Here is a 23,024-nt window from a genome sequence, read left to right as displayed (position 1 = left end):
CTGGTGTGGAAGCGTGGTGACACGTGAAGCTGACAGATACTAATCGATCGAGGACTTAACCACAATACTTACGTTTTCAAGAACCGTTATCTAGTTTTGAAGGAATGGTTCCTTCAACTAAATAAAGATTTGTCAGAATCGAGAGATTCAAGGAAGCTAGTGAGGAATCACCGGAGTGTACTTAGCTTGTACATGAGGATGAGAGCGAACGAAGCTGACACAGAAGGTCGAAGGTTATCACAAATCGCAAGTCTGGTGATGATGGCGAAGAGGTCACACCCGTTCCCATGCCGAACACGGAAGTTAAGCTCTTCAGCGCCAATGGTAATTGGGGGCTTCCCCCTGTGAGAGTAGGACATCGCCGGGCGTAAAAAGGTGAAACGTACACCATGTCGTTTCATCTTTTTTTGTGCCTAAAAGCAAAAACTATAATGATTTGAAGAACAGCTATTAAGCTGTTCTTTTTTCATTTTTTCTTATTTAAATCTGGGAAGACTTATAATACCACGAAAGAAGATACTTCTATGTAATAGAGTATTGATTTCGCACGCAACTTCACGACACTCCTCGAAAATGAAATTCGCATTTTCTTCGTGCGATGTAACGCTGCCGAAGTTTTCCTTGTCCTGCGGGAATAGCGAGCCAGGCGAGACCTAAGAAGAAATGTCTAGCTCAGCTCCCAGTCACTTGGATCACTTCAGACTTCCTGTGGCGGCCACAGCCTCCTCGTCAGTCTTCCAGTGACCTACGTGACTACCCGGGTCGCTTGCGCTTTTCTAATGCCCGCGGAAAGGGAGTGAATTTCAAAGAAATCAATATATTCTTCTAAGAGAAATCAAATTTATCTTTCCATTTCAAGGATTCCTCTTTTTCTTTCACAAACTTTCGTGCTATCCTAAGAGTTACAAAAAATGAAAACTTGAGTTTTGGAGGTTTTACAAAGTGCTTGAAAATGGCTATATATTGATTGCGATCATTCTCATCATCAACATTGTATATGTAACATTCTTCACGCTGCGTATGATCCTGACGTTGAAAAACCAGCGATATCTTGCAGCGGCGACAAGTGTCATTGAAGTCCTCATCTACGTGATCGGACTTGGAATCGTACTCGAAAACCTGAATGAAATCCAAAACCTGATCGCCTACGCGGTCGGTTACGGAATCGGCGTCATCGTCGGTATGAAGATCGAAGAAAAGCTTGCACTTGGTTACATCACAGTCAACGTAATCACGAAAGAATTCGATTCAGACATTCCATCGGCTCTTCGTAACAAGGGCTATGGTGTTACAAACTGGCTCGCGGATGGACGAGATGGTCCACGTCTTATGATGCAGATCCTGACTTCGAGAAAATCCGAATACGATCTATACTCTACGGTAAAGCAAATGGATGAGAAAGCCTTTATCATCTCGCATGAACCGAAAGCCTTCTATGGAGGGTTCTGGGTCAAGGCAGTACGGAGGTAACGAACGATGGATAAGAGCAAACCGAAAAAGAAGAAGTTCGAAGTATTGGAAAACGAGAGCATCTCAGACTGCCTCGATCGCATGCAGAAAGAAGGCTACATGCCTGTAAGGCGGATGGAAGAGCCGGTTTTCCAAGAAAAGACGCAAAATGGGAAGAAAGACGTGGAATATTTACGACAAAAAGTGATTTTTGAAGGTAAATTACAGTGAAATCCGAACATTTGATTCGTAAATTTATCCAACGTTCGATTTTTCGTTGACATACGCGTTTTGGCGTTGTTACAATATAACTGAATCAAAAAGCTCTCATATAATCTTGGGGATATGGCCCATAAGTTTCTACCCGGTAACCGTAAATTACTGGACTATGAGGGAAAGCGAACGGTATGCCAGAAATGGAACGTGCCCAGGATTTATTATGCTTTCTCACATCCAAGAGAAACAAATAAGATCCTGGGTCTTTTTTTCGGACAAAAATAGGTAGTACATAGATGGAAAGGTTTGGTGAGGTCATGCACGCATTAGTAGGTGTCATTATGGGAAGTACATCGGATTGGGAGACGATGAAACATACGTGTGAGGTTCTTGAAGAACTTGAAATTCCGTACGAGAAGCGAGTCGTATCGGCTCATCGTACGCCTGAACTCATGTTTGAATATGCAGAGGAAGCACGTGATCGAGGGATCCGGGTCATTGTAGCAGGGGCTGGTGGAGCCGCACATCTTCCGGGTATGGTCGCAGCGAAGACGACCTTGCCGGTCATCGGAGTTCCGGTTCAATCGAAAGCTCTGAATGGTCTGGATTCGCTTCTATCGATTGTCCAGATGCCTGGCGGAGTTCCGGTCGCAACGGTTGCGATTGGAAAAGCAGGCGCGACGAACGCTGGACTTTTAGCGGCACAGATTATAGGCACGACTTCAGAGGATGTAGCTTCTCGACTTCAGAATCGACGAAACCAAACGAAAGAAAAAGTGTTGGAAAGCAGTGGTGAATTGATATGATGAAACCAATTTTACCTCCTCAAACGATCGGGATATTGGGTGGCGGTCAGCTCGGCAGGATGATGGCGATTGCGGCAAAAGAGATGGGATTCAAGGTAGCGACCGTCGATCCGACAGAAGGTTCTCCGTGTGGATTGATTGCCGACATCGAAATTGTAGGTGACTATGCGAGTGAGGAAGCACGCACGAAATTGGCTGAAGTGAGTGACGTCATTACGTACGAATTTGAAAATGTCGACCTTGCGACAGCTGAGTGGTTGGAGAGGAATCACCATCTGCCACAGGGCAGCCGGCTTTTACAAGTGACACAGGACCGGGCAGAGGAAAAGCGCACGCTTGAAGCAATTGGCGTTCAAGTCGCCCCTTATGAACTGGTTGACGAGTGGGCAGAACTTGAACCGGCGCTTGAGAAAATCGGATATCCAGCGATTTTGAAAACGACCCGTGGCGGCTATGACGGGAAAGGTCAGGTCATGATTGAGGCGCCTCAAGATTTGAAGGCAGCAGAAGAGTTGCTTGCTGGTGGTACTCCGTGTGTGTTAGAGAAGAAAATCAACTTTGCAAAAGAGATATCGGTGATCGTCGCTCGGAACACGAGTGGTGACACGGAAACGTTCCCGGTTGCCGAGAACATCCATAAAGATCACATTCTGTATCAATCGATCGTTCCAGCGCGTGTTTCGGAAGCGAGCCTGGAACAAGCGGAAAGCCTTGCGAGAAAGATTGCGAGCGGGTTAGAGCTAGTTGGTACTTTGGCGGTCGAGATGTTCCTGACGAATGATGAGGGCATTTATATCAATGAATTGGCACCGCGTCCACACAATTCTGGGCATTATACGATTGAAGGCTGTATGTTCTCGCAATTCCAGCAGCATATCCGCGCAATTTGCGGATGGAAGCTTGGAAAGCCGACCTTGCTGAAGCCAAGCGTAATGGTGAACTTGCTCGGACAAGACGCTGCGACGATATTGGAAGTTGCACCATTGTTTGATGATGTCCATCTTCATCTATATGAGAAAAAGGAAATCAAGGACAAACGGAAGATGGGACATTTTACGATCATAAACGATTCATTAGAAGATGCAGTCGATCAAGCAGAAACCATCGTTAAGAACTTACAACAAAAAGACAACTTGGAGGAAGTAAAATGATTGAACGCTATACACGACCTGAAATGGGTGCGATTTGGACAGAAGAAAATAAATTCAAAGCATGGCTCGAAGTAGAGATTCTTGCATGTGAAGCATGGGCAGAGCTTGGCGACATTCCGAAAGAGGACGTTGCGAAGCTCCGTGAAAACGCTGGTTTTGACGTGAACCGCATCAATGAGATCGAAGCGGAAACGCGCCATGATGTGGTCGCTTTTACAAGAGCGGTATCGGAAACACTTGGTGAAGAGCGCAAATGGGTCCATTACGGACTGACTTCTACAGACGTCGTTGACACAGCCCTATCCTACTTAATCAAGCAAGCGAATGACATACTACTGGCGGATGTCGAGAAGTTCATTGAGATTTTAAAAGAAAAAGCGGTAGAGCATAAGCACACGGTGATGATGGGAAGAACGCACGGTGTCCATGCCGAACCGACGACATTCGGTTTGAAGCTTGCGCTCTGGTACGAAGAGATGAAGCGTAACAAAGAGCGTCTCGAGCAAGCGGTGGAAGGCATCCGTTTCGGAAAGCTTTCAGGAGCGGTCGGGACGTACGCGAACATCCCTCCGTTCGTTGAGGAGTATGTGTGTGAAAAGCTTGGTCTGAACCGTGCACCGGTATCCACACAAACGTTGCAACGTGACCGACATGCACATTACATTTCAACGCTCGCACTCGTCGCGACATCAATTGAGAAGTTCGCAACGGAAATCCGAGGCTTACAGAAGAGTGAGACGCGTGAAGTCGAGGAATTTTTCGCAAAAGGACAAAAAGGATCTTCCGCAATGCCGCATAAGCGTAATCCAGTTGGCTCTGAGAACATGACTGGTCTTGCGCGTGTGATTCGAGGCCATATGGTAACGGCGATGGAGAACGTGTCTTTATGGCATGAGCGCGATATTTCGCACTCGTCCGCTGAGCGCGTGATCATTCCGGACAGCACGATCCTATTGAATTACATGCTGAACCGATTCTCCAATATCGTGAAAAACTTGACAGTGTTCCCGGAGAACATGAAACGCAACATGACGAGAACGTACGGCTTGATCTACTCGCAGAGAGTGTTGCTTTCACTGATCGACAAGGGCATGAACCGTGAAGAAGCATACGACCTCGTGCAGCCGAAAGCGATGGAAGCTTGGGAGAAAGGCATCCAGTTCAGAGAGTTGATCGAAGGGGAAAAGCGAGTGACCGATATGCTTTCACCAGAAGAGATCGACGACTGTTTCGACTACAACTACCACCTGAAGGAAGTAGACAACATTTTCAAACGCGTTGGACTTGAGTAAACCGCCGCACAGGCGCGAGGAGGAACGTTGGATGGAAAAGCAAGCGTTACTGTATGAAGGGAAAGCGAAGCGTGTGTATGAAACGACCGATTCAGAAATCGTCTGGATCGAGTATAAAGATGAGGCGACCGCCTTCAACGGCGAAAAGAAATTGACGATCACAGGGAAAGGCCGATTGAACAACGAGATTTCAGCGTTATTGTTCGAGAAGCTCCGTGAAAAAGGGATCGAATCCCACTTTGTGAAAAAGCTTTCGGAAACCGAGCAGCTCGTGAAAAACGTCCAGATCATTCCGTTAGAGGTCGTCGTAAGGAACGTTGCGGCCGGTTCGCTTGCTCACCGTTTAGGGATGGAAGAAGGCGAAGTGCTGCCAGAGACGATCGTAGAGTTCTACTATAAAAACGATGACCTGGGTGATCCGTTGTTGACGCGTGATCACATCCGCGTACTCGGTCTGATCGAGGAAACAGAGCTGGCCCTTTTACGAGAGAAGGGTCTAGCAGTAAACGAAGTGCTCGTGCCATATTTCAAATCTCTGAACATCGACTTGATCGATTTCAAGCTCGAGTTCGGCATCGGACCGGATGGAGACGTCCTGCTCGCAGATGAGATTTCACCTGACACATGCCGATTGTGGGATGCAGAAACGGGAGAGAAGCTCGATAAAGACGTGTTCCGTCGCGACCTCGGAAGTTTGACCGACACATACAGTAAGCTGTTGGAACGATTGACGATTACGCCTTAAGCAAGCGTTTAGTAGATCAATAGAATAAAAGGGTTCCGAAATGGAACCCTCCATATGAAAAATTTTAAGAATGTTGTGTTTTTTAAGAAAAAAAGTTGTTGTGAAAGGAAATTCACGAGACTCCAGCGGGATAAGCGAGCCAAGCGAGACCCCGCACTTTTAATAAGGATCTTCGACTAAGTACCACCACGTCCTGTGGTGAACGTCGAAGCCACCACATCCTGTGGAAGTGAGGCTTGCGGATCGCCCGCGGAAAGCGAAGTGAATTTCACAGAACAACAAATCTATGAACGATAAAAAACAACCACTCGGGGAGGCCGATTTCATGTATAACGTTAAAGTTTTCATCACTTTAAAGGAAAGTGTTCTAGATCCACAAGGAGCTGCTGTGAAAGATTCGCTCCATCGTCTCACTTACAACACAGTTGAAGATGTACGCGTAGGAAAATACATTGAATTGACGCTAAAGAAAGAAGATGGCGACATCGATCAGCAAGTACGAGAAATGTGCGAGAAGCTTCTTGCGAACACGGTCATTGAAGACTATACGTATGAAATCGAGGAGGTCATTCCTCAATGAAGTTCGCCGTCGTCGTTTTTCCAGGATCCAACTGTGACATAGACATGTACCACGCCATCAAGGACGAGCTGGGAGAGGAAGTCGAGTACGTCTGGCATGACGACCAAGACTTGAAGCACTTTGACGGCATTCTCATACCGGGTGGATTCTCGTACGGAGACTACTTGCGAAGTGGTTCCATCGCTCGCTTTTCCAACGTGATGGAGTCGATTTACGAAGCGAACCAGGCAGGCAAGCCAATCCTCGGTGTCTGCAACGGTTTTCAAATTTTACTAGAAGCAGGATTGTTGCCAGGCGCTATGCAACGGAACGAAAAACTGAAATTCATCTGTAAGCAGGTCGAGCTTGAAGTGGCGAGCAACGAAACGATGTTTACTTCTCTTTATGAAAAAGGGGAGAAGATCACGATTCCGGTCGCACACGGTGAAGGCAACTACTACTGCGATGAAGCGACATACACGAAGCTCGCTGCAAACAACCAGATCGCGTTCACCTATGCAGAAAACATCAACGGTTCCAGACACGGAATCGCAGGCATAACGAATGAAAGAGGAAACGTCCTTGGCATGATGCCTCATCCAGAGCGAGCGGTAGATGCTTTGCTCGGTAGCGCGGACGGACTGAAGCTGTTTCAATCAATCGTGAAATCTTGGAGGGAAGCACATGTCACTACTTCATGAACCAAATGCAGAAATGATCAAGGAACAGAAGCTTTATCAGGAAATGGGCTTGAACGATAGCGAGTTCGGTATGGTCGAATCGATCTTAGGCCGTCTTCCGAATTATACGGAAACAGGGCTTTTCTCGGTCATGTGGTCCGAGCATTGCAGCTACAAGAACTCGAAGCCTGTTCTACGGAAGTTCCCGACAGAAGGCAAGCGCGTCCTCCAAGGTCCAGGAGAAGGGGCTGGAATCGTCGATATCGGTGACGATCAAGCAGTCGTTTTTAAAATTGAAAGCCACAACCACCCGTCTGCCATCGAGCCGTATCAAGGGGCAGCAACAGGAGTGGGCGGCATCATCCGTGACGTGTTCTCGATGGGTGCGCGTCCGGTCGCCTTGTTGAACTCTCTTCGTTTCGGCGAGCTAACTTCTGATCGAGTGAAGTATTTGTTCGAAGAGGTTGTCGCTGGAATCGCAGGTTACGGAAACTGTATCGGTATCCCGACAGTCGGTGGAGAAGTGCAGTTTGATGCTTCTTACGAAGGCAATCCGCTCGTGAACGCGATGTGTGTCGGCGTGATTGATCATAAGGACATCCAAAAGGGTCAGGCAAACGGAATCGGCAACTCGGTCATGTACGTTGGTGCAAAGACTGGACGCGATGGTATCCATGGTGCGACGTTCGCTTCGGAAGAATTGAACGATGCGTCAGAGGAAAAGCGTCCGGCAGTTCAGGTCGGCGACCCGTTCATGGAAAAGCTTTTACTAGAAGCGTGTTTGGAGCTTGTCCAATCAGATGCACTTGTTGGCATCCAGGACATGGGCGCAGCAGGTCTGACTTCGTCCTCGAGCGAAATGGCGAGTAAGTCAGGCGTTGGGATTGAGATGAATCTCGACCTTGTCCCGCAACGTGAAACGAACATGACGCCTTACGAAATGATGCTTTCTGAGTCTCAAGAGCGTATGTTGATCGTTGTGAAAAAAGGACGCGAAGACGAAATCAAGCAGATTTTCGATAAATGGGAACTTGAAGCAGTCACGATCGGTCAAGTGATCGAGGAAAAAGAACTTCGCTTGCTTCATAACGGTGAAGTCGTTGCGAACGTTCCGGTCGATGCATTGGCGGAAGAAGCACCGGTTTACCACAAGCCGAGTGCAGTCCCTGCATACTATGAAGCGTTCCAAACGCAAGAAGCTTACCAACCACAAATCACAGATTACAAAGATACATTGTTGAAACTGTTGGCTCAGCCGACGATTGCAAGCAAGTCATGGGTGTTCAATCAGTACGATCATATGGTTCGCACGAGCACGGTTGTTTCACCTGGTTCAGACGCAGCGGTCGTCCGGATCCGCGGAACGCGTAAAGCGTTGGCGATGACGACAGACTGTAACTCTCGCTATCTATACTTGGATCCTGAAGTCGGCGGTAAAATCGCAGTTGCTGAAGCGGCGCGGAACATCGTGTGTTCTGGAGCAGAACCATTGGCTATTACAGACTGCTTGAACTTCGGAAACCCTGAAAAGCCGGAAATCTTCTGGCAGCTTGAGAAAGCGGTTGAAGGGATGAGCGATGCATGTCGCACCTTATCAACACCAGTCATCAGCGGAAATGTTTCATTGTACAACGAAACGAATGGCGTCGCGGTTTATCCAACGCCGGTTGTTGGCATGGTCGGACTTGTCCATGACATCGACCACGTCACGACGCAAGCGTTTAAAGAAGCAGGAGACGTCATCTACATGATCGGTGAAACGAAGCCGGAATTCTCCGGAAGTGAGCTTCAGAAACTATTAGAAGGATCAATTTCGGGTAAAGCACCAGAGCTTGACCTGGAAAAAGAATCCCGCTATCAATCTCAACTTTTACAAGCGATTCAAGGGGGTCTCGTCCAATCTGCTCATGATGTAGCAGAAGGTGGAGTAGCGGTGGCACTAGCGGAATCCATGATGGACGCGGAACTCGGCGCATCTGTCACACTATCAGGAGAGGAAGCAGCGGCACTATTCAGTGAATCTCAGTCTCGTTTCCTCGTATCCGTCAAACCGGAAAACGCGGAGCAGTTTGAAAGTCTCGTAGACGCGACGAAGATCGGTTTCGTACTGGATCGCGCAATGCTACGTATCGATACACCAGAAGGGAAAGAGCTCGTTTCGGCGACGAAAGATGAGCTCGAGACAGCTTGGAAGGGAGCTATTCCATGTTTGCTGACATCAAAGGTTTAAACGAAGAATGTGGCGTGTTCGCGATCTGGGGTCACCAGGACGCGTCGCAGCTCACATATTACGGTCTCCACAGCCTCCAGCACCGCGGGCAAGAGGGTGCTGGTATTGCGGTGACAGACGGCGAACAGGTGAAATTTCATAAAAACAGCGGGCTCGTGACGGAAGTGTTCAACAAAGGCGAGCTCAACACGTTGACAGGGAAAGCGGCAATTGGGCATGTGCGTTACTCGACGGCTGGTGGCACGGAATATGCCAACGTCCAGCCGCTCGTATTCCAATCTCAGCGTGGCGGCCTGGCGCTTGCGCATAACGGCAATCTTGTAAACGCCAACATGCTGAAGCAGCAGCTCGAAGCGCAAGGCAGTATCTTTCAGACGACATCCGATACGGAAGTGCTCGCGCATCTGATTAAGCGCAGCGGTCTTTATAATCTGCGTGACCAGGTGAAGAACGCACTGTCGATGATCAAGGGGGCTTACGCGTTCGTCATCATGACCGAGAATGGCATCATGGCCGCTCAGGATCCGAACGGATTGCGTCCTTTGTCTCTTGGTAAAATCGGCGACGCGTATGTCGTCGCCTCTGAAACGTGTGCGTTCGATGTCATCGGCGCGGAATATATCCGGGACGTGCGTCCTGGGGAGCTGTTGATCATCAATGACGAGGGGCTCGAGACGGATTCGTTCACGTCCTCGACGAACCGGGCGATCTGCAGCATGGAGTATATTTATTTTTCCCGGCCAGATAGCCATATTGATGATATCAACGTCCATACCGCTCGTAAAAACTTGGGTAAACGCTTGGCGGCTGAAGCCTTCGTGGAAGCGGATGTTGTCACAGGTGTACCGGATTCCAGTATTTCAGCGGCAATCGGTTATGCCGAAGCGGCAGGGATTCCGTATGAGCTTGGGTTGATCAAAAACCGCTATGTCGGACGGACGTTCATCCAGCCTTCTCAAGCATTGCGTGAGCAAGGCGTGAAAATGAAGCTGTCGCCGGTTCGTGGAATCGTGGAAGGGAAACGTGTCGTAATGGTTGATGATTCGATCGTCCGTGGGACGACGAGCCGACGTATCGTGCAAATGTTGCGTGATGCAGGGGCTACTGAAGTCCACGTGCGCATCAGTTCACCGCCGATTGCTCACCCGTGCTACTACGGCATCGACATTTCTTCGAAGGAAGAGTTGATTGCGTCGAACTACTCTGTGGAGGAGATCCGTGAGATCATTGGGGCGGATTCACTCGAGTACTTGAGTGTGGACGGCATGCTGGAAGGCATTGGGCGGAATCAGAGCGAACCGAACTGTGGGCAATGCCTAGGCTGTTTCACAGGCAAGTACCCGACGGAAATCTACCCAGACACCGTACTACCACACGAAAAAGAGCTGGTATTTAAGTAAACGGACTCTATAGCAGGTGCTAACTTTCCCCAAATGATCTTCAACCTGGATTTGGGGAAGGATAAGGAGTTTATCGTTACCGAAAGTGAGCGAAACTCTGATTTGGGGAAGGATAAGGAGTTTATCGTTACCGAAAGTGAGCGAATCCCAAATTTGGGGAAGGATAGGAGCTCTACCGTTACCGAAAATGAGGAATCCCCGAATTTCGAGAACGATACGCAGGAAAAATCAAATAACGTGAGCTTTTTTAAGAAAAAAGCTTCCGAATAAATAAGTTTTTACTGATGGATCTGAGCAGTTATCAAATAGATCATAGGGAGGCGGAGTTTTTATGGCACAAGCATACAAACAGGCAGGAGTCGACGTGGAGGCGGGGTATGAAGCGGTCAATCGCATGAAAAAGCATGTGAAGGAAACCATGCGGCCTGAGGTACTGGGGGGTATCGGCGCGTTCGGCGGCATGTTTGACCTCTCGAAGCTCGACGTAAAAGAACCTGTGCTTATCTCCGGAACAGACGGAGTCGGAACGAAGCTCATGCTCGCCTTCCAGATGGACAAGCATGACACGATCGGGATCGATGCGGTCGCCATGTGCGTGAACGACATCGTCGCACAAGGGGCGGAGCCGCTCTATTTTCTCGATTACATCGCAACCGGAAAATTAGACCCGGAGAAAGTTGAACAGATCGTCAAAGGAATTGCGGATGGATGCAAGCAGGCAGGCGCAGCCCTCATTGGCGGTGAGACGGCTGAAATGCCTGGCATGTATGATCCGGAGGAATACGACCTTGCTGGTTTTACAGTAGGAGTTGCGGAGAAATCGAAACTGATCACGCCTGAAAAAGTAGAGAACGGCGACGTGCTGATCGGTCTCGCGTCCAGCGGGATCCACAGCAACGGCTACTCTCTCGTGCGAAAAGTATTGCTTGAACAGGCGGGTTACGAGTTCAATCAAACGTTTGATCAACTCGATAAACCGCTTGGAGAAGTGCTTTTAACACCGACAAAGATCTATGTGAAGCCTGTCCTCGAAGTGGTCCGTCATTTTAACATTAGTGGAATCGCGCACATCACAGGCGGCGGTTTCACAGAAAACATCCCGCGCATGCTTCCGGAAGGATTGCATGCAGAAGTGGACTTCGGTTCATGGCCGGTACATCCGATTTTTACCTTATTGCAAAAAGAAGGGGATCTTTCGCTTAAGGATATGCTCGGAACATTCAACATGGGAATCGGAATGGTACTCGCTGTAAAACCAGAAGAGGCAGACGGTGTGATGCGGAAGCTGATTGAACAAGGGGAAAGAGCGTACCAGATTGGACAGGTGACAGAAGGGGAAGGCATTACGTACAAAGGAGGAGATCTCGATTGAAGAACATCGCGGTATTCGCATCCGGCTCGGGATCGAACTTCCAGGCGATCATTGACGCGGTTGAAACGGGAGAGCTAGAAGCGGAAATCACATTGCTCGTTTGTGACAAGCCGGGGGTGAAGGCCATTGAACGAGCGGAAAAGCATGGCATCCCGTCATTCGTTTTTTCACCGAAAACGTACGTCGATAAAGAAGCATTCGAAACAGAGATCTTAGAAAAATTGAATGATGCAGAGGTGGATTTCATCGCGCTGGCAGGTTACATGCGCTTGATCGGTCCGACGTTGCTGAACGAATTCGAGGGGAAGATGGTCAACATCCACCCTTCTTTATTGCCTGAGTTTCCTGGAAAGGACGCGATTGGACAGGCACTGGAGGCAGGCGTGAACGAAACCGGCGTTACCGTCCACTACGTCGATAACGGGATGGACACAGGGCCGATCATCGAGCAGGTCGCTGTGCCGGTCTATGAAGATGATACGCAGAACCATGTGCGGAAACGAATCCATGAGGTGGAGCATGAGCTTTACCCGAAGGTTTTACAAAAACTATTACATCCAGCTGAAGTCAATTCAAACTGAGAAAGGGGCAGGAGCATGAAGCGCGCATTAGTGAGTGTTTCCAACAAAGAAGGGCTGATTCCATTCGTAGAAGGCTTGATTGAACAAGGGATCGAGATCGTCTCGACAGGAGGCACGAAGAAAGCGATAGAAGAAGCAGGACTGAAGGTTACCGGCATATCTGATGTGACCGGGTTTCCGGAAATTTTAGACGGACGTGTGAAGACGCTCCACCCGAACATCCACGGTGGCTTGCTTGCGGTGAGAGAGAACGAAGATCACATGGCACAGATCGGGGAGCACAATATCACACCGATTGATTTCGTGGTCGTGAACCTTTATCCGTTCAAAGAGACGATTTCCAAGCCAGATGTGACGTTTGAAGATGCAATTGAGAACATTGATATTGGCGGTCCGAGCATGCTTCGTTCGGCTGCGAAAAACCACGCGTCCGTGACGGTGGCGGTCGATCCGGCGGATTATGCTCCGATTTTGGAAGAATTGAAGACGAACAGTGCGGTGTCGGCTGAGACGAAACGACGTCTCGCGGCAAAAGTGTTCCGTCACACAGCGGCTTACGATGCGCTGATTGCTCAATATTTGACGGAAGAAGAGTTCCCGGAGACTTACACAATTACATATGAGAAAAAACAGTCGTTACGATATGGGGAAAACCCGCATCAACAGGCCGCTTTTTACGAGGTGCCGATCGGAGATCCTTCTACGATTGCAAAAGCGAAGCAACTTCACGGGAAGGAGCTTTCGTTCAACAACCTCAACGATGCGGATGCAGCGCTTCAAATCATCCAGGAGTTCGATGAGCCGGCAGTCGTAGCGGTCAAGCATACGAATCCGTGTGGCGTCGGTGTTGGTAAAACGTTAGCGGAAGCGTACCAGCTTGCGTACGAAGCAGATCCGATCTCAATCTTCGGTGGAATCGTTGCGACGAATGAAGAGGTCGATGCGGAAACGGCTCAGATGATGCGCGAGATTTTCTTAGAAATCATCATCGCCCCTTCGTTCTCTGAAGAAGCCCGCTCCATTTTAACGGAAAAGAAAAACTTACGGTTGTTACAGATTGAACCGAAGACGGTGGCGACGGAAGTGAACCGACGCATTCAGTCGGTTTCAGGTGGCGCGCTCATCCAGCAGGAAGACCACTATGGTTTTGACAACGCGGAGTTGAAGGTGGCGACCAAACGTGAGCCGACGGAAGCGGAATGGGCGGACTTGAAGCTTGGATGGCAGATCGTCAAGCACGTGAAATCGAACGCGATCGTCCTTGCGAAGGACAACCGTACGATCGGCGTAGGTGCCGGTCAAATGAATCGTGTCGGTGCTGCGAAAATTGCGCTTGAGCAGGCAGGTGCGAATGTGGAAGGGTCATCGATGGCGTCTGATGCATTCTTCCCGATGAGTGATACGGTGGAAGCAGCTGCAAAAGCTGGCGTAACCGCGATCATCCAACCAGGCGGTTCGATCCGTGATCAGGAATCGATTGATAAAGCGGACGAGTACGGGATCACGATGGTCATGACAGGCGTACGTCACTTCAAACACTAAAGAGGAGGGGTCTAGATGAAAGTTCTAATCGTTGGAAAAGGTGGCCGTGAACATGCGATGGCATGGAAAATGGCACAGTCTGAGCGGGTATCAAAAGTGTATGTCGCACCAGGGAATGTCGGGATGGAAGATGTCGCGGATTGCGTCGCGATTCCGGAATCCGACCATGAAGCCCTTGTTCAATTCGCGAAAGAGAACGGCGTCGACTTGACGGTAATCGGTCCAGAGCAACCGTTGTTGGACGGTATCGTCGATCGTTTCCAAGCGGTCGGGTTGCGTGTATTCGGTCCGACCAAGGCAGCAGCACTCATTGAAGGCAGCAAAACGTATGCGAACGAATTGATGGACAAGTATGGCATCCCGACTGCCTTCTCCTCGTCGTTCACCGATTACGGGGAGGCACGCGATTACTTGTTGAAAAAGGGTGCACCGATCGTTATTAAAGCGGACGGACTCGCAGCAGGAAAAGGTGTCGTCGTCGCGATGACGATGGAAGAAGCGGAAGAAGCGCTCCATTCGATGATGGTCGAGACGAAGTTCGGTGACGCGAGTGCGCGCGTCGTCATTGAGGAATTTTTACAAGGGGAAGAATTCTCGTTGATGGCGTTCGTGAACGGTTCCACAGTTCTGCCGATGGTCATCTCGCAAGATCACAAGCGTGCCTTCGATGGCGACCTCGGACCGAACACCGGTGGCATGGGCGCTTATTCGCCAGTACCGCTTATCGGTGAGGAAGTGGTTGCGGAGTCTGTTGAGCGAATTTTGCAGCCGATGGCGGATGCGCTGGTTAAGGAAGGATCACCGTTCACAGGGATTTTGTATGCAGGATTGATGCTCACAGCAGATGGTCCGAAAGTGATCGAGTTCAACGCTCGTTTCGGGGATCCGGAAACGCAAGTCGTGCTGCCGCGTCTGGAAACCGACCTTTTCGATGTGATGGAATCATTATTGGACGGTAAAAAGATCGAGCTCAAGTGGTCTGATGATGCGTATGTCGGTGTTGTACTCGCATCCGGCGGCTATCCGGAAGCGTACCACAAAGGCGTTCGGGTTAAAGGGCTGGAGGTCGTTTCGGCGGATGCGCTCACATTTTACGCAGGTGTGAAGAACGGTGAGTCAGGCGGACTGGTCACCGATGGCGGACGGATCCTTCTGTTGGCCCACAAGGCGGCAGATCTGGAAGCTGCTCAGAAACTCGTCTACGCAGAGATGGGCAAGCTCCATTGCGTAGGCAGCTTTTACCGGGCGGATATCGCAGATAAAGCCATCAAGTCTGTCTCTTCTTTACGAGGAAGTAAATAAACGCGACGATTGCTCCAATGATCATGATGTAGACGAACAGCATGTCGGTCAAGTATTCCATGAGAACTTGCATTGAGATTCACCTCAACTTTAGTGTAAAAGCTCCCAATTCGGGAGCTTTTTTGATTTGTAATCGGAAAAATCGCTAGAGCAGCGATTTTCTCATTAGAAAAAGTGTTGGAGTTAATTCTGTGGGGCTCTTGCGCACCCCGAACTCGGGAAAATGCGGATTTCGCACCCCGCAAGAAGCACTTGCGCACCCCGAACTCGGGAAAATGCGGATTTCGCACCCCGCAAGAGGCACTTGCGCACCCCGAACTCGGGAAAATGCGGATATCGCACCCCGCAAGAGGCACTTGCGCACCCCGAAAACGGAAAAATGCGGATTTCGCACCCCGCAAGAAGGTCTTGCGCACCCCGAAAACGGAAAAATGCGGATATCGCACCCCGCAAGAGCACCTCTCACATCGCATCATACCCTCATCAAGACGGGTTGATCGGTGAGCCTTCTTTTGTCATGGAGGCGAGGTCCATGTGGTTGAATTCCTGGCCACGCTTATATAGATCAGTCATCGGGCAGTATTTCGTGATGCCTTCAGCGACTTTCATCGAGCCGATCAGCATCATCATCAAGTGGTTTTCTCCGGACTTACGCCCCATGCGAGCGGTAGCAACACCGACCATCGTCAGACCGATCGTGATCCGAAGTAGAGCGTTTCCGGTACCGATATTTGGCTTCATACCTTGTTCCTCCTTCGTTTAGGTACTGTAGGAATGTAAAGGATTGTGGTAAGATTAAACGTGCGTATATTTTAAAAATACTGACATTTATCTCATCGTAAAAAACATACATACAACCGGGGTGATATTTCATGAATTGGACGAAGCAGCAGCTCCGTACCCATGTACAAGTGATCCAGGGTGAAACGCCACCTACGATCGTGTTGCAGAATGCGACCTATTTGAACAACGTATTGCGTCAGTGGTTGAACGCAAACATTTGGATTTATGAAGATCGGATTGTCTATGTCGGCGATCGAATGCCGCACAACCATGAGGGATGTGAAATCGTCGATTGCGAAGGCAAATACATCGTGCCTGGATACATCGAACCTCATGTCCATCCATTTCAACTTTATAATCCCCAGACGTTCGCTTCTTATGCAGCAAAACGAGGGACGACAACGTTCATCAGCGACAATTTGATGCTCCTTCCTTTGCCTCACGAGAAAGCGCTTTCTTTCATGGATGACATCAACAAAGAATTACCATATTCCTTTTACTGGTGGTGCCGTTACGACTCTCAGACGAAACTGCAAAATGAGGAGGAAGTGTTCTCGGATAAGCTGTTCCGTCAATTCCTCGATCATCCGTATGTCTTGCAGGGCGGCGAGCTGACCAATTGGCCTCAAGTATTGAAAGGGGACGACAAGACCCTTCATTGGATGCAGGAGACGAAACGTCGCGGCAAAAAAGTCGAGGGACATTTGCCGGGTGCTTCTGAACGCACGCTCACAAAGATGGCCGTGCTCGGCGTAGATTGTGATCATGAGGCGATGACGGGTGAAGAAGCGGTCCTCCGGATGTCTCTCGGATATACGACGTCCCTCCGCTACTCTTCCATCCGCCCGGATCTTCCGGAAATCCTCGAGGAGATGCTCCGCATCGGCGTTTCGAGCTTTGACCGGGTGATGATGACGACGGACGGCTCGACACCTACTTTTTATAAAAATGGGGTGACGGATGAGGTGCTCAGGATTGCGCTTGATAAAGGGGTGCCGCTGGAAGACGCGTACGCGATGGTGTCCTACAACATCGCACGCCACTACGGAATGGACCACCTGCATGGCATGGTGGCACCAGGTCGCCTCGCGAATTTGAATATCCTTGAGGATCCACGTCAGCCGACGCCTGAAAAGGTTTTATCAAAAGGGGTGTGGGTGCAGGATGAGCCGGCCACCGAATTCGACTGGAGCCGTTACGACATCAAGCCGTATACGCTCGATTGGACACTTACTGAAGAAGATCTTCATCAAACGGCTCGTGCCGGAATCGATATGGTTAATGCGGTCATTACGAAACCGTATAAATCCGAGGTGGACTTTGGGGTCGAGGAGCTCTCGAAGGAACATGATGAATGCTTTTTCAGTCTGGTCGATCACAAAGGAAAGTGGCGCATCAGTACGATGCTGAAAGGCTTCGCGACGCACGTGTCCGGTTTTGTCAGCTCATACTCCAACAGCGGAGACATCCTTCTGATCGGTAAAAGCAAAAGGGATATGCTTGCTGCTTTTGAACGGATGAAGGAAATTGGTGGAGGCATCGTGCTCGTCGAAAACGGAGAAGTCGTCTGTGAAATTCCGCTCACGCTGAATGGAGGATTTTCGACTGAGCCTATGGAAGTGGTCATGGAACAGCAAGATCGACTCGTTCACGCGTTGAAAGATCGAGGCTACACGTTCGTCGATCCGATCTACAGCCTATTGTTCTTCTCATCGACACATCTACCGTACATCCGCATCACACCAAGCGGAATCGTCGATGTTTTAAAAAATGAGGTACTCTTTCCTGTTGTAATGCGTTAAACTATAAAGTAGAGAGAGATAGAGAAGGGAAAAAAGGGAAAACTAGGGGTGTTGTACTGAAATGAATAAAAAGTGGTTACTGGTTGCGTGTCTCGTTGCCGTGTTCCTGTTGCTTGCCGCTTGTAAGTCAGAGAAAGCGTCTTCGGATCAAGATTCCAAGGATCAAAAGGATCCAGAACCGAAAACGGAAGAACCGACAGAAGAGGAACCAGAAGAGCCTGAGTTTGCATACACGTTTCCATTAACGGGTAAAGGAACAGATGAGGCGTTACATCCACGCGTTGTGGCTGTAATGGTGAACAATGCGCCGGAAGCCCGTCAGCAGTCCGGCTTACATAAAGCCGATCTCGTGTATGAAGTGTTGGCAGAAGGTCGCATCACTCGATTGGTCGCACTTTTTCAAAGTGAAGAGCCTGACGTCATCGGCCCTGTCCGAAGTGCACGGGATTACTATGTCCGGTTAGCGAATGGATTCGATTCCATTTATGTGCACCACGGTTGGAGTCCTGATGCGAAGACGATGCTCACATCGGGCAATATTGACTCCATCAACGGGTTGTATTACGATGGGACACTGTTCAAGCGTGTCAGCTTCCGAAAAGCACCGCACAATTCATACATCTCGTATGAGAACATCATGAAAGAGTCGAAAAAGCAAGGCTACGAGCTGGAACAGGAAATTCCGTCTTTCACTTTCAAGGAAGATGTGGAAGGAGTAGCAACGGAAGGCGAACCTGCTGAAGATGTGAAGGTCGTCTACGGCAAATACCAGGTCGAATATCGCTTTGATACCGATAAAGGACTTTATCACCGTTATACAACGAATAATGAGCAGACCGTCGATCGGGAAACGGAGACACCAGTCGAACTGGAAAACGTTTTGATCGTATCTACAAATCATAAGATCGTGGACAACGTCGGCCGCCGGGATGTGAATCTGACGAGCGGTGGCAATGCGGTTCTGATCCAGAACGGGAAGGCGCAACAAGTCCAGTGGAAGAACGACAATGGCCGCATCATACCGGTGAAGGATGGCGTGGAAGTTCCATTCGTACCAGGTAAAACGTGGGTCAACTTCGTTCCTGGCTCGGATTTCAGCTCGAAAGTAACATGGGAATAGATTGGAAGGAGTGACAAGGGATGCAAATTGATAAATTGAGAGGAAAAACGCTCGATCAGCTCTTTGATGCGATCCTCACATTGAAAGACCGCGAGGAGTGCTATCGTTTCTTCGATGATCTTGCGACGATCAACGAGATTCAATCGTTGGCACAGCGTCTGGAAGTAGCGCGCATGCTACGTGAAGGGTTTACGTATCATAAGATCGAAAATGAAACAGGCGCGAGCACAGCAACGATTTCTCGTGTAAAACGTTGCCTGAACTACGGCAACGACACGTACGAAATGGCGCTCGACCGATTGAAGGAAAAATAATAAACAACGAAACGTCTGCATCCGGGGTGGGAAGCAGACGTTTTTTCATGTTATAAGAGTTGTTTATACCGGTGCGCTTTCAATGCGTGTTTGTAAGCGATGATCAAGCAGATCAAGGCACTGATCCAACCGATCGTGGGAGCATATTGGATCCTTTCAGCAAGTGCATACCCTAGGTAGATTAAGATTCCTGCACTGAACGATAGAATCGCTGCCCACATTTGATGTTTTTTCATATGTAAGAAGACCTCCTTGATTCGAGTTATCAGACGATCCGGTACTACACAACCAAATTATACCAAAAAAGTCCGTAGATAGGTAGGATGCAGTACTTCATGATTTTGTCACCAGTCACCTTTGTGCCGTTTGTTTTTCCGCCCCATCATTTCTGTTATAATCCTTAGAGGAAGTGTAAATTGAGGAGGTCACACGATGTTCGAATATAAAGAGTGGAAGCATGTGTTCAAGCTGGACCCGAACAAGGAAATCACGCCAGAAGCGCTCGATCAGATCTGTGAATCCGGTACTGATGCGGTCATCGTCGGCGGAAGTGACGGGGTTACGCTTGAGAATACGATCGACCTTCTTTCTCGTATACGGAAATACACCGTTCCCTGTGTGTTGGAGGTATCCAACATCGAATCGATCACACCAGGGTTCGATTTTTATTTTGTGCCGAGTGTGCTGAACAGCCAGAATCCAGATTGGATCGTCGGCTTGCACCATCAGGCGATCAAGGAGTACGGACATCTCATCAACTGGAACGAGCTTGTGACGGAAGGGTATTGCATCGTCAACGGTGAGTCGAAGGCTGCTCAACGATCAGAAGCGAATTCAGATCTCGATACGGAAGATGTTCTAGCTTATGCCGAAATGGCTGAGCACATGTTCCGTCTGCCGATCTTTTACCTGGAGTATAGCGGTACATATGGGGAAGTCGACCTTGTAAAAGATGTGAGCACCGTCCTCGATAAGACGAGATTCTTTTATGGCGGTGGAATCAAGGACAAGGAACAGGCACGAGAGATGGCACAATTCGCAGACACGATCGTCGTCGGCAATATCATTTATGAAGACTTGGACGCAGCACTCAGTACGGTAAAAGTCGTCAAAGGTTAAATTGTAAAACCAGAACCGTTAGGGTAAAATAAATAGTAAGAACATACGTTTGCTTAGGTGGTGTTGAAATTGCAACAAATCGTTGAAAGACTGCTCTCAGGACTGAATCCTGAGCAGAAAAGAGCGGTCAAACATACAGAAGGACCATTATTGATCATGGCGGGAGCGGGAAGTGGAAAGACCCGTGTGCTGACGCATCGGATTGCATACCTGCTCGTGGAAAAAGGAGTCGCCCCGTGGAACATTCTCGCGATCACGTTTACGAACAAAGCGGCTCGCGAAATGCAGAACAGGGTCTCAGCCATCACGGGACCGGCAGCGGACAACATTTGGATTTCCACGTTCCACTCGATGTGCGTACGGATTTTACGAAGAGATGCGGACCGGATCGGCATCAACCGCAACTTCACGATTCTCGATGCGACGGATCAGCTGTCAGTGATCAAACAGGCGTTGAAGGACTTGAACCTCGATTCGAAAAAGTTCGATGCGCGTAGCATTCTCGGAACGATCAGTTCAGCGAAAAATGAACTGAAAACGGCGGATGACTTCCAGAAAGTCGCATCCGGACTGTTTGAAGAGGTCGCAGCCGATGTGTACGAAGTGTACGAAAAGCAACTTCGAAAAAACCATGCGCTCGACTTCGACGACTTGATCATGTCGACGATCAAGCTGTTCCAGCGTGTACCGGAAGTGCTTGAGCATTATCAGCGGAAGTTCCAATACATCCATGTCGATGAGTATCAGGATACGAACCGTGCGCAGTACGTGCTCGTCAACCTGTTAGCAGATCGATTCCGTAACCTTTGTGTCGTCGGTGACTCGGATCAGTCGATTTATCGCTGGCGTGGAGCAGACATCGCGAACATCCTATCGTTTGAAGAAGACTATGCTGATGCAGAAGTCATTTTGCTTGAGCAAAATTACCGCTCGACGAAACGCATTCTTCAAGCGGCGAACGAGGTCATCCAGAACAACACAGGTCGAAAACCGAAGAATCTGTGGACGGAAAATACAGAAGGTAAGAATATCCATTACTATCAAGGGGATAGTGAACAGACAGAGAGCTTTTTCGTCGTCGGGAAGATCAAGGAGATGCTACAAGAGGGGCGAAAGCCTTCTGAAATGGCGATCTTATACCGGACGAACGCCCAATCCCGTGTTATAGAGGAAGCGCTCCTCAAATCAAATATCACATACCAGATCGTCGGAGGTACGAAGTTCTACGACAGAAAAGAAATCAAGGACGTCCTGGCGTACTTGCGTCTCATTTCCAACCCAGATGACGATATCAGCTTGAGCCGGATCATCAACGTACCGAGACGTGGAATCGGATCTTCTACGCTTGATAAAATCGTCCAATATGCGGCGATGCATGACCTTTCTGTCATGGAAGCGTTAGGTGAAGTCGAGCAGATGGGCTTGAGTGCTCGTTTCGTGAACCGTCTAACGGAGTTCCGCGATCAAGTGATGAACTGGTCGAAAATGCAGGAGTACCTCTCTGTGACTGAACTGACAGAAGAAGTGTTGGACAAGACCGGTTATAAAGAAGAGTTGAAAAAGGAAAAATCGATCGAATCGCAAAGTCGTCTCGAGAACTTGGATGAATTCCTATCCGTTACACAGGAATTTGAAAAGCAGAACGAAGACAAAAGCCTCGTGTCATTCTTGACAGATCTCGCCCTCGTCGCCGACATCGATAAGATGGATGATGACGAAGAAGACAAGAAGAAAGACGGCGTCGTTTTGATGACGTTGCACTCAGCGAAGGGGCTTGAGTTCCCGGTCGTCTTCTTGATGGGCCTTGAGGAAGGCATCTTCCCGCATAGTCGTTCTCTGTTTGAAGAGGATGAGATGGAAGAAGAGCGCCGACTTGCGTACGTCGGAATCACTCGTGCAGAGGAAGAACTGTACTTGACGAACGCGAAAATGCGTACTTTGTACGGTAAAACGACGATGAACGCACCGTCTCGCTTCATCAACGAAATCCCGGAAGAGCTCGTGGAATCGATGAACGAAGAGAAGGAAACCCTACCTTGGATGAAAACGTCGGGTGGACCTGGCGGAGCTGCCTCTAGACCAGGAGCTCCTCAACGTGCGCATCGTAAAATGCCTGCCCGTCCAAGTGGTGAAGGGCTGGATTGGAATGTAGGCGATAAGGCGAAGCATGGTAAGTGGGGTGTCGGAACGGTTGTGAGCACGAAGGGTGAAGGCGATTCACTCGAGCTTGATATCGCGTTTCCGCAACCGACAGGCATCAAGCGCTTGCTGGCGAAGTTTGCGCCGATTGAGAAAGCATGATCTAACAGTAAGAGAACTGTTGGCTTTGTTCATGATTTTGAAATTTCGAAGATAATACACGACACTCCTGCGGGAATAGCGAGCCAGGCGAGACCCCACAGCGAACATACGGGTCAACCATCACTAAGGTTCTTCGACTAACACCCACCACATCCTGTGGTGAACGTCGAAGCCAGCACATCCTGTGCAAGTGAGGCTCGCGGTTCGGCCGCGGAAAGGGAGTGTATTTCGAAGAAATTTTATCTGATATAGGAAAGAGG

22 protein-coding genes, 1 rRNA gene and 1 riboswitch are annotated in these 23,024 nt (G+C 49.2%); of the genes, 20 read left to right on the top strand and 3 right to left on the bottom strand.

Annotated elements, in window-relative coordinates:
• Positions 1 to 251: 251 nt before the first annotated feature.
• From rrf to purD, 15 genes are all read left to right on the top strand, one after another.
• Positions 252 to 367: ribosomal RNA gene (gene rrf, locus ACSVDE_RS17500) — 5S ribosomal RNA — on the top strand.
• 575 nt (positions 368 to 942) lie between these two features.
• Entirely contained in the window at positions 943 to 1,470 is a 528-nt protein-coding gene (locus ACSVDE_RS17495) for a DUF2179 domain-containing protein (RefSeq protein ID WP_439302256.1), read from the top strand.
• Between the two features lie 6 nt (positions 1,471 to 1,476).
• Complete coding sequence (locus ACSVDE_RS17490) at positions 1,477 to 1,680, top strand: NETI motif-containing protein (RefSeq protein WP_439302255.1); 204 nt, start codon at positions 1,477 to 1,479, stop codon at positions 1,678 to 1,680.
• A 76-nt stretch (positions 1,681 to 1,756) separates the two neighbouring features.
• A riboswitch (purine riboswitch) is annotated at positions 1,757 to 1,858 on the top strand.
• 124 nt (positions 1,859 to 1,982) lie between these two features.
• Positions 1,983 to 2,471: a 5-(carboxyamino)imidazole ribonucleotide mutase gene (gene purE, locus ACSVDE_RS17485; protein ID WP_439302265.1), complete on the top strand. Its 489-nt coding sequence runs from the start codon at positions 1,983 to 1,985 to the stop codon at positions 2,469 to 2,471.
• Complete coding sequence (gene purK / locus ACSVDE_RS17480) at positions 2,468 to 3,622, top strand: 5-(carboxyamino)imidazole ribonucleotide synthase (protein WP_439302254.1); 1,155 nt, start codon at positions 2,468 to 2,470, stop codon at positions 3,620 to 3,622. The genes purE and purK overlap by 4 nt, the downstream gene beginning before the upstream one ends.
• On the top strand, positions 3,619 to 4,914 hold the full coding sequence (purB, locus tag ACSVDE_RS17475) for an adenylosuccinate lyase (RefSeq protein ID WP_439302253.1): 1,296 nt from the start codon (positions 3,619 to 3,621) through the stop codon (positions 4,912 to 4,914). Before purK ends, purB begins: the two co-directional genes overlap by 4 nt.
• Before the next feature lie 31 nt (positions 4,915 to 4,945).
• Positions 4,946 to 5,659 (top strand): phosphoribosylaminoimidazolesuccinocarboxamide synthase, encoded by a 714-nt coding sequence (gene purC, locus ACSVDE_RS17470; RefSeq protein ID WP_439302252.1) that lies wholly within the window; start codon positions 4,946 to 4,948, stop codon positions 5,657 to 5,659.
• Positions 5,660 to 5,984: 325 nt separating this feature from the next.
• On the top strand, positions 5,985 to 6,239 hold the full coding sequence (gene purS, locus ACSVDE_RS17465) for a phosphoribosylformylglycinamidine synthase subunit PurS (RefSeq protein ID WP_349409291.1): 255 nt from the start codon (positions 5,985 to 5,987) through the stop codon (positions 6,237 to 6,239).
• Positions 6,236 to 6,919: a phosphoribosylformylglycinamidine synthase subunit PurQ gene (gene purQ, locus ACSVDE_RS17460; RefSeq protein WP_439302251.1), complete on the top strand. Its 684-nt coding sequence runs from the start codon at positions 6,236 to 6,238 to the stop codon at positions 6,917 to 6,919. The genes purS and purQ overlap by 4 nt, the downstream gene beginning before the upstream one ends.
• A complete protein-coding gene (gene purL / locus ACSVDE_RS17455) occupies positions 6,903 to 9,128 on the top strand; it encodes a phosphoribosylformylglycinamidine synthase subunit PurL (RefSeq protein ID WP_439302250.1) in 2,226 nt (741 codons plus the stop codon). The genes purQ and purL overlap by 17 nt, the downstream gene beginning before the upstream one ends.
• Positions 9,104 to 10,528 (top strand): amidophosphoribosyltransferase, encoded by a 1,425-nt coding sequence (gene purF / locus ACSVDE_RS17450; protein WP_439302249.1) that lies wholly within the window; start codon positions 9,104 to 9,106, stop codon positions 10,526 to 10,528. The genes purL and purF overlap by 25 nt, the downstream gene beginning before the upstream one ends.
• A gap of 331 nt (positions 10,529 to 10,859) precedes the next feature.
• Positions 10,860 to 11,900 carry a phosphoribosylformylglycinamidine cyclo-ligase gene (gene purM, locus ACSVDE_RS17445; protein ID WP_439302248.1) on the top strand — a complete coding sequence of 347 codons (1,041 nt, stop codon included), beginning with the start codon at positions 10,860 to 10,862 and terminating at the stop codon, positions 11,898 to 11,900.
• Positions 11,897 to 12,481, top strand: a complete 585-nt coding sequence (purN, locus tag ACSVDE_RS17440) for a phosphoribosylglycinamide formyltransferase (protein WP_439302246.1) — start codon at positions 11,897 to 11,899, stop codon at positions 12,479 to 12,481. The genes purM and purN overlap by 4 nt, the downstream gene beginning before the upstream one ends.
• A gap of 15 nt (positions 12,482 to 12,496) precedes the next feature.
• The gene (gene purH, locus ACSVDE_RS17435; protein WP_439302245.1) at positions 12,497 to 14,023 is read left to right on the top strand and encodes a bifunctional phosphoribosylaminoimidazolecarboxamide formyltransferase/IMP cyclohydrolase; all 1,527 of its coding nucleotides are present in this window, start codon (positions 12,497 to 12,499) and stop codon (positions 14,021 to 14,023) included.
• Positions 14,024 to 14,038: 15 nt separating this feature from the next.
• Positions 14,039 to 15,325, top strand: a complete 1,287-nt coding sequence (purD, locus tag ACSVDE_RS17430; protein ID WP_439302244.1) for a phosphoribosylamine--glycine ligase — start codon at positions 14,039 to 14,041, stop codon at positions 15,323 to 15,325.
• Here purD and ACSVDE_RS17425 read toward each other — a convergent pair.
• Positions 15,291 to 15,368, bottom strand: coding sequence for an EYxxD motif small membrane protein (locus ACSVDE_RS17425; protein WP_439302264.1), 78 nt, complete (start codon positions 15,366 to 15,368; stop codon positions 15,291 to 15,293). The two genes, purD and ACSVDE_RS17425, sit on opposite strands and share 35 nt — an antisense overlap.
• A gap of 440 nt (positions 15,369 to 15,808) precedes the next feature.
• Positions 15,809 to 16,066, bottom strand: coding sequence for a YgaP family membrane protein (locus tag ACSVDE_RS17420; RefSeq protein ID WP_439302243.1), 258 nt, complete (start codon positions 16,064 to 16,066; stop codon positions 15,809 to 15,811).
• 131 nt (positions 16,067 to 16,197) lie between these two features.
• Between ACSVDE_RS17420 and ACSVDE_RS17415 the strand changes: the two genes are divergently transcribed.
• The 3 genes from ACSVDE_RS17415 (at position 16,198) to ACSVDE_RS17405 (ending at position 19,344) form a co-directional block, all read left to right on the top strand.
• Positions 16,198 to 17,910, top strand: a complete 1,713-nt coding sequence (locus tag ACSVDE_RS17415) for an adenine deaminase C-terminal domain-containing protein (RefSeq protein ID WP_439302242.1) — start codon at positions 16,198 to 16,200, stop codon at positions 17,908 to 17,910.
• A gap of 61 nt (positions 17,911 to 17,971) precedes the next feature.
• Positions 17,972 to 19,030, top strand: coding sequence for a DUF3048 domain-containing protein (locus ACSVDE_RS17410; protein ID WP_439302241.1), 1,059 nt, complete (start codon positions 17,972 to 17,974; stop codon positions 19,028 to 19,030).
• Between the two features lie 20 nt (positions 19,031 to 19,050).
• Positions 19,051 to 19,344, top strand: coding sequence for a YerC/YecD family TrpR-related protein (locus tag ACSVDE_RS17405; RefSeq protein WP_439302240.1), 294 nt, complete (start codon positions 19,051 to 19,053; stop codon positions 19,342 to 19,344).
• Between the two features lie 50 nt (positions 19,345 to 19,394).
• On the opposite strand, the gene ACSVDE_RS17400 is transcribed toward ACSVDE_RS17405, so the two are convergent.
• A complete protein-coding gene (locus tag ACSVDE_RS17400) occupies positions 19,395 to 19,580 on the bottom strand; it encodes a hypothetical protein (protein ID WP_439302239.1) in 186 nt (61 codons plus the stop codon).
• Between the two features lie 196 nt (positions 19,581 to 19,776).
• On the opposite strand from ACSVDE_RS17400, the gene ACSVDE_RS17395 reads away from it, so the two are divergent.
• Both ACSVDE_RS17395 and pcrA read left to right on the top strand, forming a co-directional pair.
• Positions 19,777 to 20,463, top strand: coding sequence for a heptaprenylglyceryl phosphate synthase (locus tag ACSVDE_RS17395; protein WP_439302238.1), 687 nt, complete (start codon positions 19,777 to 19,779; stop codon positions 20,461 to 20,463).
• A gap of 69 nt (positions 20,464 to 20,532) precedes the next feature.
• Positions 20,533 to 22,764 (top strand): DNA helicase PcrA, encoded by a 2,232-nt coding sequence (pcrA, locus tag ACSVDE_RS17390; RefSeq protein ID WP_439302236.1) that lies wholly within the window; start codon positions 20,533 to 20,535, stop codon positions 22,762 to 22,764.
• Positions 22,765 to 23,024 lie beyond the last annotated feature (260 nt).

Origin of the sequence: Pseudalkalibacillus sp. Hm43 (assembly GCF_051842935.1) — a bacterium.
GTDB lineage: Bacteria > Bacillota > Bacilli > Bacillales > Fictibacillaceae > Pseudalkalibacillus.
Note: the sequence above shows the minus strand (reverse complement) of the source record. Positions and strands in the feature narration are given on the sequence as shown.

Bases quoted from the DNA above. Each gene is read 5' to 3' on its own strand.
- purC (WP_439302252.1), top strand. From the start codon at position 4,946: ATGGAAAAGCAAGCGTTACTGTATGAAGGGAAAGCGAAGCGTGTGTAT.
- ACSVDE_RS17490 (WP_439302255.1), top strand. From the start codon at position 1,477: ATGGATAAGAGCAAACCGAAAAAGAAGAAGTTCGAAGTATTGGAAAAC.
- purH (WP_439302245.1), top strand. From the start codon at position 12,497: ATGAAGCGCGCATTAGTGAGTGTTTCCAACAAAGAAGGGCTGATTCCA.
- purE (WP_439302265.1), top strand. From the start codon at position 1,983: ATGCACGCATTAGTAGGTGTCATTATGGGAAGTACATCGGATTGGGAG.
- purB (WP_439302253.1), top strand. From the start codon at position 3,619: ATGATTGAACGCTATACACGACCTGAAATGGGTGCGATTTGGACAGAA.
- purK (WP_439302254.1), top strand. From the start codon at position 2,468: ATGATGAAACCAATTTTACCTCCTCAAACGATCGGGATATTGGGTGGC.
- ACSVDE_RS17415 (WP_439302242.1), top strand. From the start codon at position 16,198: ATGAATTGGACGAAGCAGCAGCTCCGTACCCATGTACAAGTGATCCAG.
- purD (WP_439302244.1), top strand. From the start codon at position 14,039: ATGAAAGTTCTAATCGTTGGAAAAGGTGGCCGTGAACATGCGATGGCA.
- purQ (WP_439302251.1), top strand. From the start codon at position 6,236: ATGAAGTTCGCCGTCGTCGTTTTTCCAGGATCCAACTGTGACATAGAC.
- purS (WP_349409291.1), top strand. From the start codon at position 5,985: ATGTATAACGTTAAAGTTTTCATCACTTTAAAGGAAAGTGTTCTAGAT.
- purM (WP_439302248.1), top strand. From the start codon at position 10,860: ATGGCACAAGCATACAAACAGGCAGGAGTCGACGTGGAGGCGGGGTAT.
- ACSVDE_RS17425 (WP_439302264.1), bottom strand. From the start codon at position 15,368: ATGCTGTTCGTCTACATCATGATCATTGGAGCAATCGTCGCGTTTATT.
- purL (WP_439302250.1), top strand. From the start codon at position 6,903: ATGTCACTACTTCATGAACCAAATGCAGAAATGATCAAGGAACAGAAG.
- ACSVDE_RS17405 (WP_439302240.1), top strand. From the start codon at position 19,051: ATGCAAATTGATAAATTGAGAGGAAAAACGCTCGATCAGCTCTTTGAT.
- ACSVDE_RS17410 (WP_439302241.1), top strand. From the start codon at position 17,972: ATGAATAAAAAGTGGTTACTGGTTGCGTGTCTCGTTGCCGTGTTCCTG.
- ACSVDE_RS17395 (WP_439302238.1), top strand. From the start codon at position 19,777: ATGTTCGAATATAAAGAGTGGAAGCATGTGTTCAAGCTGGACCCGAAC.
- purF (WP_439302249.1), top strand. From the start codon at position 9,104: ATGTTTGCTGACATCAAAGGTTTAAACGAAGAATGTGGCGTGTTCGCG.
- ACSVDE_RS17400 (WP_439302239.1), bottom strand. From the start codon at position 19,580: ATGAAAAAACATCAAATGTGGGCAGCGATTCTATCGTTCAGTGCAGGA.
- ACSVDE_RS17420 (WP_439302243.1), bottom strand. From the start codon at position 16,066: ATGAAGCCAAATATCGGTACCGGAAACGCTCTACTTCGGATCACGATC.